This is a genomic window from Aquitalea aquatilis (assembly GCF_005155025.1).
Classification (GTDB): Bacteria; Pseudomonadota; Gammaproteobacteria; order Burkholderiales; family Chromobacteriaceae; genus Aquitalea; species Aquitalea aquatilis.
Genome location: NZ_CP039731.1, coordinates 4303390 through 4319834, shown reverse-complemented (window position 1 = coordinate 4319834; position 16445 = coordinate 4303390). Strand labels below are relative to the sequence as shown.

The following is a 16445-nucleotide window of genomic DNA, read 5'->3' as shown; positions in this document are numbered from 1 at the left end:
AAGAATACCGGTAAAAATTTCCGTCTTCAATCAATAGTTGCCGAAAGCAGAAAAGAGAAAGCCCCGAGCAAAAGGCCGGGGCTGTTGGATTTCACGATAGCTGCCGAATGTCAGCGACTAACGTTATATTATTCCCACTCAATCGTTGCCGGTGGTTTGCCCGACACATCGTAAACCACGCGGTTGATGCCGCGCACTTCGTTGATGATGCGGTTGGAGGCGCGGCCCAGCAGTGCATAGGGCAGTTCGGCCCAGTGGGCGGTCATGAAGTCGCTGGTCACCACGGCGCGCAGTGCCACCACGTAGTCGTAAGTGCGGCCATCGCCCATTACACCAACCGATTTTACCGGCAGGAACACGGCAAAAGCCTGGCTGGTGAGGTCGTACCAGTTCTTGCCGGTCTTTTCGTCCACGGTATTGCGCAACTCTTCGATGAAGATGGCGTCAGCCTGGCGCAGCAGGTCGGCGTATTCCATTTTGACTTCACCCAGGATGCGCACGCCCAGGCCCGGGCCCGGGAAGGGGTGGCGATACACCATGTCGTGCGGCAGGCCGAGCGCCACGCCCAACTGGCGTACTTCGTCCTTGAACAGCTCGCGCAGCGGTTCCAGCAGCTTGAGGTTCATGTCTTCCGGCAGGCCGCCCACATTGTGGTGGCTCTTGATGGTGTGGGCCTTTTTGGTTTTGGCACCGGCCGATTCGATCACGTCCGGGTAGATGGTGCCCTGGGCCAGCCACTTGGCATTGCTCAGCTTGTTGGATTCGGCCTGGAACACTTCGACGAATTCGCCGCCAATGATCTTGCGCTTCTTTTCCGGATCGGTTTCGCCGGCCAGCTTGCCCATGAACTGTTCGGTGGCATCCACGTGGATGACTTTCACGCCCAGGTTCTGTGCAAACATCTCCATTACCATCTTGCCTTCGTTCAGGCGCAGCAGGCCGTGGTCAACGAAGACGCAGGTCAGTTGCGGGCCGATGGCGCGATGGATCAGGGCGGCAGCAACCGAGCTATCCACGCCGCCGGACAGGCCGAGGATGACTTCTTCATCGCCTACCTGGTCACGGATTTTCTTGACCGCTTCGTCGATGTAGTTGGGCATGGTCCAGCTAGGAAGGGCACCTGCCACGTGCAGTACGAAACGATGGATCATTTCGGTGCCGCGCTTGGTATGGGTGACTTCCGGGTGGAACTGCACGCCGTAGTAGCCGCGTGCTTCATCGGCCATGGCGGCGATGGGGCAGGACGGGGTTTCGGCGATGACGTGGAAACCGGCCGGCAGGGCGGTTACCTTGTCGCCGTGGCTCATCCACACATCCAGGAAACCGTTGCCGGCATCGTCGATGTGGTCTTGCAGGCCTTCCAGCAGCTTGGAGTGATGGCGTGCCTGGATTTGGGCGTAGCCAAATTCGCGCTTGTCACCGGCTTCTACCTTGCCGCCCAGGCTTTGTGCCATGAACTGCATGCCGTAGCAGATGCCCAGCACCGGAACGCCGAGTTCGAACAGGGCCGGATCGGCCTGATAGTCCGATTCGTACACCGAGTTGGGGCCGCCTGACAGAATGATGGCCTTGGGGCCGAATGCACGGATTTCTTCAATCGGCATGTCAAACGAATGAAGCTCACAGTAGACGTGAGCTTCGCGTACGCGGCGGGCAATCAACTGGGTAACTTGAGAGCCGAAGTCGAGAATGAGGATCTTGTCCATGCCTGTCCTTGAAAGGTTCCGTTGGCCCTAGGGCCTGTCGTTCAATGGGTAAATGGTGTGCCGGATCAGGATTTGTCCTGGTCTTCCAGCATGGAGCGCCAGCGCAGGCTGCGCTCCGGAATGCGGTCACTACGTGCCAGCAGCATCAACAAGCCCATCACGACCATGCCCAGCGACAACAGGTGGCTCAATTGCAGGCCCATATTGTCGCGCAGATAGATGGCGGCACCGGCATAGACCAGCAGCGGGCTGCTGATCAGGGTGGATTTGTTGAAGCCGTCGATGATCAATAATAGACACCCTGCAGCTGCCAGTAGCAGGGAAAGCAGGGTGGAGGTGTTTGGCAGCAGGGCGGTGCTTTTGAGAAACCACACCGAACCCAGGCAGATCAGTGCAATGGGCAGGGCGGCGCTCTTTTTCATTCGCCACCTCGTTGGTTCTTCATGAAGCGCTGCTTTTCACGCTGCCATTCACGGTCTTTTTCCGTGTCACGCTTGTCGTGCAGCTTCTTGCCCTTGGCCAGGCCAACCTGGGCCTTGATATTGCCTTTGCTGTAGTGCAGGTCCAGCGCCATCATGGTGTAGCCGGCGCGTTCCACCTTGCCGATGAAGCGGTTCATTTCTGATTGGGACATCAGCAGCTTGCGCGGGCGTACCGGGTCTGGCTTGACATGGGTGGAGGCCGACTGCAGAGCGGTGATGTGGCAGCCAATCAGCCAGAAAGCGCCGTTTTTCCAGTCGATATAGCTTTCCTTGAGCTGGACGCGTCCGGCGCGTATGGCCTTGACTTCCCACCCTTCCAGCACAAGCCCGGCCTCGAGTTCTTCCTCGATGAAGTAATCATGGAAGGCTTTGCGGTTCTGGATGATGCTCATGAGCCTGAGATTTCCGTGGCTTTAAAAGGGAATCCGGCATTCTACCAGAAGCTGCGTCCAGGCCAAAATTCCTGAAAATCAGCAGCTTGAAATCGGCTGCGGGACAGGCACGGACAGCCGGGGCGGCTTTTGGTAAACTTGCCAGCTTGAATCATTTTGCACAATGTGCGGCTTCCCCATGCAGGTTGTAGAAAAGAAAGTCCTGGTTGGTCATACCCCGGCGCAGATGTTTGCTCTGGTAGACAAGGTGGAAAATTACCCGCGTTTCCTGCCCTGGTGCGCCAAGGCAGAAGAGCATTCGCGTGAGGGCGATCAGCAGGTAGCCAGCCTGCATATTGATTACCTGAAGATTCGCCAGCATTTCACTACCCGCAATACCCTGCGTGATGGCGAAAGCATTCTGATGGAGCTGGTCGAGGGGCCTTTCCAGCACTTGCAGGGCTTGTGGCAATTTACCCCGCTGGGCGATTTTGGCTGCAAGGTGGAGTTCACCCTGCGCTACGAGTTTTCCAGCAAGCTGCTGGAAAAGGTGATCGGCCCGGTGTTCGGCCATATCTCCGGCACGCTGGTGGACGCCTTTATCAAACATGCCGACAAGGTCTATGGCGATGACTGAGCTGATTCGGATCGAGGTCGCCTGTGCCTTGCCGCAACGGCAGCGCATCATGGCCATGCAGGTGGCAGTGGGGACGACGGCGGAGCAGGCGGTGCGGGAGTCGGGCATTCTGGCGCAGTTTCCCATTATCGATGCTGCGGCTCTCAAGCTGGGTATTTTCAGCAAGGCCATCAAGCCGGATACCGTGCTGCGCGAGGGGGACCGGGTAGAGATTTACCGCCCCTTGCAGGCAGACCCGAAAGCTGTGCGGCGACAGCGGGCTGAGGCCGGCAAGGGCATGAGCAAGGGCGGTAGCGCAGAATGAAAAAACCGGGGTAGCTCCCCGGTTTTTTTTGTGTTGACTGCGTGACTCAGATGATACGGTCTGGCTCGGCTGAAATGACCCGGTTCTTGCCGCTGATCTTGGCCTGATACATGGCCTGGTCGGCACGCTCGATCACTTCGATGTCTTGCTCGCCCAGATGCCATTTGGCCACGCCGGCGCTGAAGGTGATGACCAGCCGGTCGTTATTGGCCATGAAGAAGGTGCGGGTCAGTTCGCGCTGGAGTCGCTGCACCGTGTCGATGGCTTCTTCAACCGGCGTATCCGGCATGAGCAGGACAAATTCTTCACCGCCAAAACGGGCGACGATGTCGGCCGGACGCAGATTGTGCTTGATCACGTCCACCAGATATTTCAGGGCGTCATCGCCAGTCAGGTGGCCATAGCGGTCGTTGAGCTGCTTGAAATTGTCGACGTCGATCAAGGCGACGCTCAGGTCGCTGCTGGTGCGCTCGGCACGGCTGATCTCGCGCTGGAAATGCTCGGCCAGACCGCGGCGGTTGTAGGCGCCGGTCAGTTGGTCTTCCTTCACCTTGGCGCTGGCGGCTTCGAGTGCGTTTTCCAGTTCGTTGATGCGCTGTTCGGCGGCTTCTACCTGCTCGCGGGCTGACAAGAGTTCGTCGCGCGAACGAGTCAGGTCCAGCTGCATCAGCGAGGTGTCTTCCATCAGCGAACCAATGATGCCGCTCAGCTCTTCGACATTGCTGGTTTGCTTCAATTTTTCGCTATGTTTGCTGATCTTGCTGTGGAAGTCGTCGGTGGTGTCGGTCATCAGCGCCAGGCGCGAGATGAAGCGGTCCAGCAGGGTGCGCAGCGAGCTGGTGGCTTCGTCCAGTGTGCTCTTCAGCATGCCCTGCTTGCGGATGACTTCTTTCAGGCTGGTTTCCAGCTGGTACACCTGCTGCATCGACAGCGGCTGGTGCGACAGCACTTCCTGCAGCGAATGGACCTGACCGACCAGGTAATCATCCGAGCGGTTGATCTCGGCGACATTGTCCAGCAACAGGCGCAGCAGATTGGTCAGCCCGGAAACCAGGCGGCCTTCCTGCTGGGTTTGCAGTTCCAGCTTGATCATGAAACCGCGCAGCTTGGGCATGTAGACGCTGAGGCTGGCGTCGTCGCAAACCTGTTCCAGCTCGCGTATCAGCGCTTCCAGCGATTCCACCATGTCCGGCATGCTGATCAGGCGCGGTTCCAGCCCGTGCTTGAGGGCAAAGGCCAGCGTACGTTGCCATAGCGGCCAGCTGCTATTGTCCTGGCCTGCTACGGTGGGAATATTGCTGCCGATGCTTGCCGGATCATCCGGCATGGCTAGCGCTTCGCGCTGGCTGGCAGGGGCGCTCCAGTTTCTGACCAGTGCCGACAGTTTGGTATTGAGCTCTTCGGGCTGGTTGCCATAGTTGATCAGCACCCGCTCCAGTGCGGCCTGCTTGTGATGTTGTGGCAGGTCGGGCAGGCGCAGATCCCAGCTGCGGATCAGGCTTTGTATCAGGCTGCCCCAGGTCTGGGTCAGATTGCTCTCGGTCAGTGCCAGCCGCAGAAAATCAATGGCCAGCTGTGGCAGTTGTTCCCAGCGCGACTCGTCGGTGGCTTGTTTGATGCGCAGCAGGGAAGTCTTGCTCTGTGGGGTTTCGGCTGGAATGGTTTCCAGTGCCCGCAGCAGCTGGGTGCCCAGCTTGTTGTCGCGCTCGATAGGGGCTTGTGTGAGCTCGTGGTAGACGCGCTCGAAATTTTCCGGTGTTGGCAGCAATTTGCGCATGCTCAGCTGCTTGAGCGTTTCGCGTGCAACCTCAATCGGATTCTGTGTTGTCATTGACCAAACCCTGGAAGTTTTAAAGCCAGCCATAATTATTTTTAGTCTAGGAGGGTGAAGGTTTGGATGGGCTTAGTCAATGTTTTGCAGAGGCGGCCGGATCCAGTAATTGAAAAAATACCTCACCATTGCGGATCATACCAAGTTCGTTTCGCGCTCTCTCCTCAATCGCGTCAGTTCCTTGCTTCAGATCACGTACTTCGGCATCCAGTGCTGCATTGCGGGCTATCAGCTTTTGCGTGACGGCCCGCTGTTCCTGCAGTTGCTTGTCCAGCTGCCAGACCCTGAGCCAGCTCCCCTTGCCAAACCACAAGGGCCATTGCAAGGCGATCAGCAGGGTTACCAGAGTCAGGGTCAGCCAGCGCATAGTTCAGCTTATTTCAGGTGGTAAAAGGCGGCACGGCCCGGATAGTAGGCAGCATCACCCAGCTCTTCTTCGATACGCAGCAGCTGGTTGTACTTGGCCATACGATCCGAACGCGACAGCGAGCCGGTCTTGATCTGCATGCAGTTAGTGGCCACTGCGAGGTCGGCAATGGTGCTGTCCTCGGTTTCGCCGGAGCGGTGGCTCATTACGCTGGTATAGCCGGAGCGCTTGGCCAGATCAACTGCTTTCAGGGTCTCGGACAGGGTGCCGATCTGGTTGACCTTCACCAGCAGCGAGTTGCAGATGCCGACCTCGATGCCCTTGGCCAGGATTTTCGGGTTGGTGACGAAGACATCGTCGCCCACCAGCTGGATGCGCTTGCCCAGACGGTCGGTCAGGATCTTCCAGCCGTCCCAGTCGTGTTCGCTCATGCCATCTTCGATGGAGATGATCGGGTAGTTGTTGACCAGGGTTTCCAGGTAGTCGGCAAACTGCTCGGAAGACAGTTGCAGGCCTTCCGCGGTCAGGTGGTACTTACCATCCTTGTAGAACTCGGAAGAGGCACAGTCCAGCGCCAGCATCACGTCCTGGCCGGCTACGTAACCGGCAGCGTCGATGGCTTCCAGGATCAGTTTGATGGCATCTTCGTGGCTGGCCAGATTGGGGGCGAAGCCGCCTTCGTCACCCACGGTGGTGGCGTAGCCCTTGCTGTCGCACAGCTTTTTCAGGCTGTGGAAGATCTCAGCGCCGCAGCGCAGTGCTTCGCGGAAGGTTTGTGCGCCAACCGGCATGATCATGAATTCCTGGATGTCCAGGGTGTTGTTGGCGTGAGCGCCGCCATTGATCACGTTCATCATCGGCAGCGGCAGGGCCATCGGGCCGGCACCACCCAGATAGCGGTACAGCGGCAGGCCGGCGTCTTCGGCTGCAGCGCGGGCCACGGCCATGGAAACGGCCAGCATGGCATTGGCGCCCAGGCGGGACTTGGTTTCGGTGCCGTCCAGTTCGATCAGGGTCTTGTCGATGAAGGCCTGGTCGGCAGCATCCAGGCCGATGATGGCTTCGCAGATTTCAGTATTGATGTTTTCTACGGCTTTCAGCACGCCCTTGCCCAAGTAGCGGCTCTTGTCGCCATCACGCAGTTCCAGTGCTTCCTTTTCGCCGGTGGAGGCGCCGCTGGGAACAGCTGCGCGGCCCATGACACCAGATTCCAGCAGTACATCGGCTTCAACGGTGGGATTGCCGCGGGAATCCAGAATCTCGCGGGCCACTACGTCAATAATCGAACTCATACTTGTCCCCTTCAGTTGCTTTGCTAGGTTAACCGTATCATCACCGGCCAGCCCTCACAGGCGGCTGGCCGCAGAAAACTTGTTACCACAGATGGAGCGAAAACGTATTACAGCGAGTGTTCCGGCCAGGCACTTTGCTTGACCAGGCTGTCCAGCTGTTGCAGCGTGGCCAGCAGTTCTTTCATGCGGCCCAGCGGCCAGGCATTGGGGCCGTCGGACATGGCACATGCCGGGTTGGGGTGGGTTTCCATGAAGATGCCGGCAATGCCAGCAGCCACGGCCGCACGCGCCAGTACCGGCACGAATTCGCGCTGTCCGCCGGAAGAGCTGCCTTGTCCGCCTGGCAGTTGTACCGAGTGGGTGGCATCGTAAACGACCGGGCAGCCGGTTTTGCGCATGATCATCAGCGAGCGCATGTCCGATACCAGGTTGTTATAACCAAAAGACACGCCACGCTCGCAGCTCATGAAGCTGTCTTCCGGCAAGCCGGCTTCCAGTGCGGCAGCACGGGCTTTGTCGATGACATTTTTCATGTCGCCCGGTGCCAGGAACTGGCCCTTCTTGATGTTGACCGGTTTGCCGCATTGCGCAACTGCGCGGATGAAGTCGGTCTGGCGGCACAGGAAGGCCGGGGTCTGCAGCACATCCACCACGCTGGCGACCTGGGCGATTTCACTCTCTGCGTGTACATCGGTCAAGACGGGAACGCCGATCTGGCGCTTTACTTCGTCCAGGATGCGCAGGCCTTCATCGATGCCGAAGCCGCGAAACGAGGTGCCGGAAGAACGGTTGGCCTTGTCATAGCTCGACTTGTAGATGAAGTTGATGCCCAGTTCGCTGGTGATTTCCTTCAGCTGACCGGCGGTGTCCAGAGCCATCTGTTCGCTTTCGATCACGCAGGGGCCGGCGATCAGGAACAGGGGCTGGTTGAGGCCGACTTCGAATCCGCACAGTTTCATGCTTATTTCCCTTGCTTTTCAGCCTTGTAGTCGATGGCGGCCTGCACATAGGCCTTGAACAGCGGGTGGCCATCGCGTGGGGTAGAGGTGAATTCCGGGTGGAACTGGCAGGCAAAGAACCAGCGATGGTCTTTCAGTTCGATGGTTTCCACCAGCTTTTCATGACCGGCGGAACGGCCGGAAATGGTCAGGCCGGCTGTTTCCAGGCGCTGTACGTAGTAGTTGTTGACTTCGTAGCGGTGACGATGGCGCTCGACAATGTCGGTAGCGCCGTACACGCGTGCTGCCAGCGAGCCATCTACCAGATCACAGTGCTGACCGCCCAGACGCATGGTGCCGCCCAGATTGGAGTTTTCATCACGCTTTTCGATCTTGCCGTCGTGATTGACCCATTCGTCGATCAGGGCGACCACCGGGTAATCGGTGTCGAGGTCGAATTCGGTGGAGTTGGCACCAGCCAGACCGGCCACGTCACGCGCGTATTCGATCAGCGCGATCTGCATGCCCAGACAGATACCCATGTAGGGGATATTGTTCTCGCGGGCAAACTTGACGGCCTTGATCTTGCCTTCCACACCGCGCTTGCCAAAGCCGCCCGGAACCAGGATGGCGTCCATGTCCTTCAGCGATTCGGCGCCATCACGTTCGATGTCTTCGGAGTCGACATAGATGATGTTGACGGCCGAGCGTGTGTGGATGCCGGCGTGTTTCAGGGCTTCGGACAGCGATTTGTAGGATTCGGTCAGATCGACGTATTTGCCGACCATGGCGATGTTGACCGACTGCTCCGGGTGCTCGATGGCGTCGATGATGCGCGCCCATACCGACAGGTCGGCCGGCGGAATGTCCAGCTGCATGTGTTCGGTGATGATGTCGTCGATGCCTTGCTCGTGCAGCATCGCCGGTACCTTGTAGATGGAGTCGGAGTCATAACAGCCGATGACGGCGTTTTCTTCCACATTGCAGAACAGGGCGATCTTGCGCTTTTCATCGGCCGGCAGTTCGCGGTCCATGCGGCACAGCAGGATATCCGGCTGGATGCCGATTTCGCGCAGTTCCTTCACCGAGTGCTGGGTCGGCTTGGTCTTGATCTCGCCTGCGGTCGCGATGAACGGCACGTAGGACAGATGCACATACATGGTGTTCTTGCGGCCCAGGTTGGAGCGCAGCTGGCGGATGGCTTCCAGGAAGGGCAGGGATTCGATATCACCCACGGTGCCGCCGATTTCGACGATGGCTACGTCGGCATCGCCGGCGCCCTCATGCACCTTGTGCTTGATTTCGTCGGTGATGTGCGGAATGACCTGTACGGTGCCACCCAGGTAATCGCCACGGCGTTCCTTGGTGATGACCGACTCGTAAACCTGACCGGTGGTAAAGTTGTTGCTCTTCTTCATCTTGGACTGGATGAAGCGCTCATAGTGGCCAAGGTCAAGGTCGGTCTCTGCGCCGTCTTCCGTCACGAATACTTCACCGTGCTGGAAGGGGCTCATGGTACCCGGATCGACGTTGATGTACGGGTCGAGCTTCAGCATGGTGACTTTCAGCCCGCGCGACTCAAGAATGGCAGCAATGGACGCAGCGGCAATGCCCTTCCCGAGGGAAGACACCACACCGCCGGTTACGAAGATATACTTGGTCATGGAATTACGGCTCTATGGGAATCCGGGATTTTAACCTGAAATCGCTTGGATTTGAACCGCCATGGCACCGCTTGTTGCAACAATGAATGCAACACTTGCTTCGGGCAATTGCATGTTGCACTCGCGTGTTTGTGGTAATTCCGTTACAATCCGCCCCGACTGTTTCATATACGAGATCGTGCTTTCTGCGGAAGGTGCGCATCATGCTTGAATCGCTGGCTTTTTTCATGGTATAAAGCCAGCTTTTACCGGTTTTGGGAGTGTTAACATGGCGCGTGTTTGCAAAGTCACCGGCAAACGTCCGATGACCGGGAACAATGTTTCCCACGCCAACAACAAGACGAAACGTCGTTTCCTGCCGAACTTGCAGTACCGCAAGTTCTGGGTAGAAAGCGAAAACCGCTGGGTGCGCCTGCGCGTATCCAACGCTGCACTGCGTACTATCGATAAAGTTGGTATCGATGTAGTGCTGGCAGATCTGCGCGCTCGTGGCGAGATCTAAGCGGTCAACTAGATAGCGACAGATAGGTTATACAATGCGCGATAAAATCAAGCTTGAATCCACAGCCGGCACTGGCCACTTCTATACCACTACGAAGAACAAGCGCACGATGCCGGAAAAAATGGAGATCAAAAAATTTGATCCCGTTGTCCGTAAACACGTTATCTACAAGGAAACCAAGCTGAAGTAAGCTTGTTTTTCGGTAACGTTCAAGAGCCCTTCTCTGGTGCACGGAGAAGGGTTTTTTATTGCCTGCCATGTACGGGATTATTGTGTTGTTTCTGAGGCGCACTTCGGCTGGCCTCTTGATGATTTGATCAAGTATCAATTCATTGCCTGTATTAATTCATCTATATTGGCTTTTTAAATTTTTTTGTGATCATTTTTGCATCGATTGGGTGCCAGGTGAGCATGAGGAAACGACATGAAGCCTATCGCCATCATTCAGCATGTAGCGCTGGATGGACCAGAGTATTTTCTCGATTATCTAAACTGCCAGAGCATCCCTTCACGCATTTTCAAGGTCTATGCCGGTGATGTGCTGCCCGCTGATGTGTCAACTTACGCCGGCATCGCCACCTTTGGTGGCCCGATGAGCGTAAACGACGAGACAGAGCATGACTGGATTCTGCCGGAGATTGATTTCCTGCGGCGGGCAGTGGCTGCTGATGTGCCGGTGATTGGGCACTGCCTGGGTGGCCAGCTGCTGGCCCGGGCGCTTGGGGCGCAGGTACGCAAGGCTGCAATCCCGGAAATCGGCTGGATCGATCTGCAAGCCGAGCCGGGAGCGGATGAGTGGTTTGGCCAGCGCGCGTCCTTGCGTGTTTTTCAGTGGCATAGCGACAGCTTCGACTTGCCGCAAGGTGCCAGCTTGCTGGCCAGCAGCGCTTATTGTCGCAACCAGGCTTATCTGTACGATGGCCGGCACCTGGGCATGCAGTTTCATTGCGAGGTGAAGGTAGAAATGATCCGGCAGTGGTTGCAGGTGGGTTATCAGGAGATCGATGCCCATGATCTGCCCAGCGTCATGTCGGTGGCGCAGATTGCAGCTTCGCTGGAGGAGGGGATGCCACAGAGCCACGCCCAGGCCGATGCCATTTATCGGCGCTGGTTGCAGGGCGTCTATGGCTGATGGTGGCTGGTGAGGCGGCGCAACTAGCTGCTGAGGCGGCTGAAGTGCTGCTTGGCCAGCACCATGTCTTGCCAGGCCTTGGCCTTGTCCGGCAGATTGCGTAGCAGATAGGCCGGGTGGTAGGTGGCAATCAGCGGAATGCCTTGATACTGGTGTAACTGACCGCGCAACTTGCCTATGCTTTGCTCGGTTTGCAGCAGGGTTTGCACGGCAAAGCGGCCCAGCGCCAGGATCAGGGTGGGTTGTACATGGCGGATCTGCTGTTGCAGATAAGTGCTACACGCCAGGATTTCTTCCGGAGCCGGGTTGCGATTGCCCGGTGGCCGGCATTTCAACACATTGGCGATATAGACATCGTGCTCACGGTCCAGCCCGGCGGCGGCCAGCATATTGTCCAACAACTGGCCGGCCTTACCGACAAAGGGCTGGCCTTGCTTGTCTTCCTGCTCGCCAGGGGCTTCGCCGATCAGCATCCAGCGTGCTTGCGGATTGCCGCGGCCAAATACCGTTTGGGTGCGAGTGTGGCAGAGCTGGCAGTTTTGGCAGTTTGCTACTGCCTGTTCCAGCTGGTCCCAGCCCAGCTCCACCAGCGGCCGGGGCGATGCCAGCGGCTGCTCCAGGTGGTCAGTCACATCGGCGGCAGCTAATGCTGCGTCCAGCGTGCTGGGTGCTGCAGTTTCGCTTGTCTCCATGGCCGGGGCGGGCATGTGGACATTGGCAACAGCATCTGGTGCCGGGATGGCTACAGTGTCTGTTGCGGGCGGCAGGCTGGTTTGCTGCTGTGCCAGTTGCATGGCTTGCCGGTCCAGTTCGGCCGGATGCTGTTCAAACCAGCCGCTGCGGGCCTGCCATTGCGGGCCAAGGCCGATGGCCTGTTGGATAAAGCTGCTGCGGTTCACAGGCTTGCCTCCATCAGGATGGCGTGTTCGCGTTGACCATCGTGGCCGGGATAGTAATTTTTGCGCAGGCCGGACTCACGAAAGCCACAGCGTTGATACAGTGCCCGCGCCGGGGTATTGCTAGCACGTACTTCCAGAAACAGGCGCTGACAGCCCTGTTGCTGGAGATCGTGCATCAAGCCGGCCAGTAGCTGTCGGCCCAGACCGCGCCCTTGCCGCGGCGCGGCGATGACAATATTCAGTAATTCGGCTTCATCCAGCACGGGCATGACCACGGCAAAGCCGATCTCTTGTTGGCCAAGGCAGTAAAACGGGTGGCCAGCGTTGATGGAGTCCTGATAATTGCCTTCGCTCCAGCCATGCGGTGTCGCAGCGGCTTCCAGCGTGGCCAGGCTGTGGGCGGAGGCAGGATGGTAGCGGTGGACGCTGCTCATCCCTTGAGCGCCTGCTGTTCGATCGAAGTCAGGGCCACTTTGTTGCGGACGTAAAGCAGTTCGGCCTCGCGCGGGTGCTGCATGGGATAACGGCCGCTCTGTGCCAGCGCGATATGGGCACGGGCATCGGCGCGCAGGACGCCGCTATGGCGGATGTGCTCGCGCTGTCCAGCCAGCAGGGCAGGGTAATTATCAAAGCCGTCACCAGCCACCAGGCTGATACCGTCCGGTAGTATTACCGCTTGGGGATCCTGCAGGGTAATGGGTCCCTGGCGTTGCCAGTGAGGGCCTGTCTGGTAGACCGCGCAGTACACCTGCTGCATGCGGGCATCCAGGCAAACCAGCAGCTGGCCGGCTTCACTTTGCTGGGCAACTGCATCCAGTGTGGGGATGCCGATGACCGGCAGCCCGGCTGAAAAGGCCAGTCCTTGCGCTAGGCCACAGGCAATGCGCAGACCAGTAAACGAACCTGGCCCCTGCCCGAAGACGATGGCGTCCAGTGCTCCGAGTTTGATGCCCGTCTGTTGTAGCAGGCGGTCGATTTCCGGCAGGGTCCGTTCCGCGTGTTTTTGTCCCATTTCCTCATGAAAGGCGTGCATTTCGCCATCCAGGCTGAGGGCCAGGGACAAATAACTGCTGGAGGTATCAATGGCTAACAGTTTCATCGAAGGGTTCGGAACCGGCTGAAGGGCTGGCAATTATAAGCCCAGATCCTCTACCCATGCGAGTGCGGCGACGTGGGCCTGATTGAGCTGGTCCGCGCTGAGCTTCAGTTGGGCCGACTGTTCGACTACGCCGGTCAGCTGGCCATCTTCGCAGCTGCAGGTCAGTTGCAGCAGCGCGCCCATCTGGCCCTTGCGTTCCGCCAGGGCTTCGATCAGGGCAGCCGGCAGCTGCAAGTGTTCCAGAATATTGGGCATGGGCATGTCGAACAGCACATCCAGCAGGCTGAACATGCCGACGATGAACAAATTGTCGCAGTCGTCATGATTCAGCCCCAGCTGCTCACCCAGTAATTCCATGAGACGGCCACGGGTCACCGCAGTTTTCTGCAAGGCCGGCGGCGCACGGCCATCGTCAGAGGCCGTGATCAGCAGCAGGGTCAGCCAGCGGTAAAGCTTTTTGTAGCCCAGTACGGTGACAGCATGCGAGAAGGAACTGATGGTGGTATTCAGCCCGGCTGCCGCGGAGTTGACATAACGCAGCAGCTTGAAGGACAGGGCCACATCGCGCTTGAGGATCTGTTCTACCTGGCGTAGGTCAGCATCCATGCGCAGCAGGTTGAGCAGTTCCAGCGCATTGCTGAAGGTGGGGTGAATCACCCGCGCCGACAGCGTTTCCGGCTTGGCGAAGTAGTAGCCCTGAAAGCCATCCATGCCCAGTTCCTTGCACAGATGGTATTGCTCATGGGTTTCCACCCGCTCGGCGATGCGGATCACCGGATAGCTGCGCAAACGAGCCGCCAGCACCTGGAAGTGGTTGGTATTGCGGTTCTGGATATCCAGCTTGACGTAGTTGGCGAACTCCAGAAAAGCGGCGGACTGGGCTTCGAACGAGAAATCATCCAGAGCGATGCCAAAACCCAGCGAACGCAGATGGCGCGCCCGCGACAGCAGTTCGCTGGAGGCGCTGATGTCGGGGGCGATATCCAGAATCACGCGTCGCGGTGGCAGCAGCTCCAGAAAGTCGCTGGTGAGCATGGCTTCACCAACATTGATAAACGCCAGCTTGTTGCCGATCAGCCAGCTGGTACCCATATTGTTCAGGGTATTGACCAATACCTGGGTATCCGCCTGCAGCTCGCTGTGAGGGCCTACCGAGTTGGCTTCCTCGCTTGCACGAAAAAGCAGCTCATACCCGATGAGCTGCTGGTTACGGTTTAATACCGTTTGTCGGCCAATGAAGGCGCTTTGTGAGGTCATTAAAACTTGCCAGTTCTGGTTTTCTTATGCGGAGATCAGCTCCGAGGTCCGGACTTGGCCGTTGGTGCCATCGCTGGAGCTGAGCAAATCTTCCATGTCCAGCACCAGGACTACCGAGCCATCACCAGACAGCGTGGCACCGGCCACACCCTTCGGACGAATATTCTGCAGCGGCTTGATGACAACATCGTCACGACCGACAAAGGAGTCGATGGCCAGAATGAAGGACTTCTCGGCCGACTGCATCAGCACGCCAAAGTAAGGCTTCTGCGTCGGCTCCCAGCCTAGCAGGCCGGCAAGCGTGCGCAGTGGGAGGATTTCGTCGCGGACCACGATGGTGGGCTTGCCGGATACTTCCTGGATGGCATTCGGATCGATGGTGATGATCTCGCGCACCATGGCCAGCGGTACGGCAAACGGCTGGTTGCAGGCACGTACCACCAGTACCGGCAGAATGGCTAGCGTCAGCGGCAGCGAGATGCTGATGCGAGTGCCTTCGCCCGGCAGGGAGTTGATATCGATGCGGCCGTTCAGCTTCTGGATATTGGTCCGCACCACGTCCATGCCGACACCGCGGCCAGAGACGCTGGAAATCTGGTCCTTGGTGGAGAAACCCGGCATGAAGATGAGCTGCAGGCACTGCTTCTCGTCCAGACCGTTGGCGGTTTCCTGGTCGATCAGGCCCTTTTCGATAGCCTTGCGACGCAGGGCATCCGGATTCATGCCCTTGCCATCGTCGGTGATTTCGATCTGGATGTGATCGCCCACCTGCTCGGCAGTCAGCTGGATCAGCGATTGCGGCTTCTTGCCTGCGGCAATGCGTTCTTCCGGCGATTCCACACCATGATCGACCGCGTTGCGTACCAAGTGGACCAAAGGATCGTTCAGATCTTCGATCATGGTCTTGTCCAGCTCGGTTTCCTCGCCGGACAGCACCAGCTCGACTTCCTTGCCCAGTTGGCGGGCCAGGTCACGCGCCAGGCGCGGGTATTTCTGGAACAGGCGGCCAATCGGCTGCATGCGGGTCTTCATCACCGCGTTCTGCAGGTCACCCACCAGCAGGTCGAGCTGGCTGATGGCTTCGTCCAGCGAACGCAGGGTGTTGCCGTCGCGATTGCCCTGCAGGATTTCCGTACGCAGGGTAGTCAGGCGGTTCTTGGTCAGGCCGATTTCGCCAGACAGGTTGAGCACCATGTCCAGGCGTACGGTATCGATACGGATGGTGTTTTCCTGCGGGCCACTGCTATTGCCGGCGCTGCTGGGCTGCTTGTTGGCAACAGCCTTGGTGGCGGGCTTGGCTGCAGGGATGTGTTCTGCTGCGGGCAGCAATTCCTGAACCGGTGTCGTGGCGACGGCAGTCACCGGTGCTGCCGGTGCCGGTGCGGCTGCCGGGGCAGTCGGAGTGGCCTGCGGCACGATGGCCTGATGCAGGGCATTCCAGTCCGGACCGTCTGTCGCGGCGGCTGCGGCTGGAGCAGGGGTGGCCACAGCTTGCGCTGCCGGGGCCACTGCTGCAGGGGCTGCAGCTTCTGCCTTGCCGGGCATCTCGCCGGCCAGTACGGCGTCCAGCGCATTGAGTACGTCGGCATCGGCATCGGCCACCATCAGGCCTTGGCCCAGGGTGCCGAACATGTCGCGCACAATGCCGGTTGCGTCCAGGATCACGTCCATGACTTCTGGCGTGATGTGGAGTTCACCATTGCGCAGCTTGTCGAACAGGTTTTCGGTGCGATGGCACAAATTCACCATCGGACCCACATTCAGAAAGCCAGCTCCGCCCTTGATGGTATGAAAACCCCGGAAAATGTCATTCAGCAGTGCCTTGTCTTCAGGACGCTTTTCCAGTTCCACCAGTTTGTTGTCCACGTCGGACAGCAGATCGGTAGACTCCATCAGGAAGTCTTGTAGCAGTTCTTCCATGCCGCCAAAATCGCTCATTTTCTCACCCCGCTTATGCCGCTAAC

17 protein-coding genes and 1 pseudogene are annotated in these 16445 nt (G+C 58.4%); 5 read left to right on the top strand and 13 right to left on the bottom strand.

All coding sequences use genetic code 11. The features are described 5' to 3' along the window. Positions 1–128: 128 nt before the first annotated feature. From guaA to smpB, 3 genes are all read right to left on the bottom strand, one after another. Positions 129–1706, bottom strand: a complete 1578-nt coding sequence (gene guaA, locus FAZ30_RS20040; protein WP_124644905.1) for a glutamine-hydrolyzing GMP synthase — start codon at positions 1704–1706, stop codon at positions 129–131. Positions 1707–1771: 65 nt separating this feature from the next. Further along, entirely contained in the window at positions 1772–2128 is a 357-nt protein-coding gene (locus FAZ30_RS20035) for a hypothetical protein (protein WP_124644906.1), read from the bottom strand. After that, positions 2125–2580: an SsrA-binding protein SmpB gene (gene smpB / locus FAZ30_RS20030; protein ID WP_103525334.1), complete on the bottom strand. Its 456-nt coding sequence runs from the start codon at positions 2578–2580 to the stop codon at positions 2125–2127. The genes FAZ30_RS20035 and smpB overlap by 4 nt, the downstream gene beginning before the upstream one ends. A 178-nt stretch (positions 2581–2758) precedes the next feature. Here smpB and FAZ30_RS20025 point away from each other — a divergent pair, with 178 nt between their 5' ends. Further along, a complete protein-coding gene (locus FAZ30_RS20025; RefSeq protein WP_124644907.1) occupies positions 2759–3196 on the top strand; it encodes a type II toxin-antitoxin system RatA family toxin in 438 nt (145 codons plus the stop codon). Then, positions 3189–3500 (top strand): RnfH family protein, encoded by a 312-nt coding sequence (locus FAZ30_RS20020; protein WP_124644908.1) that lies wholly within the window; start codon positions 3189–3191, stop codon positions 3498–3500. Before FAZ30_RS20025 ends, FAZ30_RS20020 begins: the two co-directional genes overlap by 8 nt. A gap of 46 nt (positions 3501–3546) precedes the next feature. Here FAZ30_RS20020 and FAZ30_RS20015 read toward each other — a convergent pair whose 3' ends face one another. The 5 genes from FAZ30_RS20015 to FAZ30_RS19995 form a co-directional block, all read right to left on the bottom strand. After that, positions 3547–5331, bottom strand: a complete 1785-nt coding sequence (locus tag FAZ30_RS20015; protein WP_137010104.1) for a GGDEF domain-containing protein — start codon at positions 5329–5331, stop codon at positions 3547–3549. A gap of 76 nt (positions 5332–5407) precedes the next feature. After that, on the bottom strand, positions 5408–5698 hold the full coding sequence (gene ftsB / locus FAZ30_RS20010) for a cell division protein FtsB (protein WP_059284867.1): 291 nt from the start codon (positions 5696–5698) through the stop codon (positions 5408–5410). A gap of 8 nt (positions 5699–5706) precedes the next feature. After that, positions 5707–6990, bottom strand: coding sequence for a phosphopyruvate hydratase (gene eno, locus FAZ30_RS20005; RefSeq protein ID WP_124644910.1), 1284 nt, complete (start codon positions 6988–6990; stop codon positions 5707–5709). Positions 6991–7097: 107 nt separating this feature from the next. Further along, the gene (gene kdsA, locus FAZ30_RS20000) at positions 7098–7949 is read right to left on the bottom strand and encodes a 3-deoxy-8-phosphooctulonate synthase (RefSeq protein WP_137010103.1); all 852 of its coding nucleotides are present in this window, start codon (positions 7947–7949) and stop codon (positions 7098–7100) included. A gap of 2 nt (positions 7950–7951) precedes the next feature. Further along, complete coding sequence (locus tag FAZ30_RS19995) at positions 7952–9592, bottom strand: CTP synthase (RefSeq protein ID WP_124644911.1); 1641 nt, start codon at positions 9590–9592, stop codon at positions 7952–7954. A gap of 268 nt (positions 9593–9860) precedes the next feature. On the opposite strand from FAZ30_RS19995, the gene rpmB reads away from it, so the two are divergent. The 3 genes from rpmB to FAZ30_RS19980 all read left to right on the top strand — a co-directional run bounded on the left by rpmB (position 9861) and on the right by FAZ30_RS19980 (position 11226). Next, complete coding sequence (gene rpmB, locus FAZ30_RS19990; protein WP_011137003.1) at positions 9861–10094, top strand: 50S ribosomal protein L28; 234 nt, start codon at positions 9861–9863, stop codon at positions 10092–10094. A gap of 34 nt (positions 10095–10128) precedes the next feature. Further along, a complete protein-coding gene (gene rpmG / locus FAZ30_RS19985) occupies positions 10129–10284 on the top strand; it encodes a 50S ribosomal protein L33 (RefSeq protein WP_012696028.1) in 156 nt (51 codons plus the stop codon). Between the two features lie 234 nt (positions 10285–10518). Further along, a complete protein-coding gene (locus tag FAZ30_RS19980; RefSeq protein ID WP_137010102.1) occupies positions 10519–11226 on the top strand; it encodes a type 1 glutamine amidotransferase in 708 nt (235 codons plus the stop codon). A 23-nt stretch (positions 11227–11249) separates the two neighbouring features. Here the strand turns inward: FAZ30_RS19980 and FAZ30_RS19975 are convergent, their stop codons facing one another. The 5 genes and pseudogenes from FAZ30_RS19975 to FAZ30_RS19955 all read right to left on the bottom strand — a co-directional run bounded on the left by FAZ30_RS19975 (position 11250) and on the right by FAZ30_RS19955 (position 16419). Next, on the bottom strand, positions 11250–12125 hold the full coding sequence (locus FAZ30_RS19975; RefSeq protein WP_137010101.1) for a uracil-DNA glycosylase: 876 nt from the start codon (positions 12123–12125) through the stop codon (positions 11250–11252). Next, positions 12122–12562 (bottom strand): annotated as a pseudogene (gene rimI, locus FAZ30_RS19970) (ribosomal protein S18-alanine N-acetyltransferase); the annotation flags it as partial. The pseudogene rimI and the gene FAZ30_RS19975, both read right to left, overlap by 4 nt. Further along, positions 12556–13224 (bottom strand): tRNA (adenosine(37)-N6)-threonylcarbamoyltransferase complex dimerization subunit type 1 TsaB, encoded by a 669-nt coding sequence (gene tsaB, locus FAZ30_RS19965; RefSeq protein ID WP_137010100.1) that lies wholly within the window; start codon positions 13222–13224, stop codon positions 12556–12558. The gene tsaB and the pseudogene rimI, both read right to left, overlap by 7 nt. A gap of 33 nt (positions 13225–13257) precedes the next feature. Beyond that, the gene (locus FAZ30_RS19960) at positions 13258–14481 is read right to left on the bottom strand and encodes an EAL and HDOD domain-containing protein (RefSeq protein WP_124644915.1); all 1224 of its coding nucleotides are present in this window, start codon (positions 14479–14481) and stop codon (positions 13258–13260) included. A gap of 24 nt (positions 14482–14505) precedes the next feature. Then, positions 14506–16419, bottom strand: coding sequence for a chemotaxis protein CheA (locus FAZ30_RS19955; protein WP_137010099.1), 1914 nt, complete (start codon positions 16417–16419; stop codon positions 14506–14508). Positions 16420–16445 lie beyond the last annotated feature (26 nt).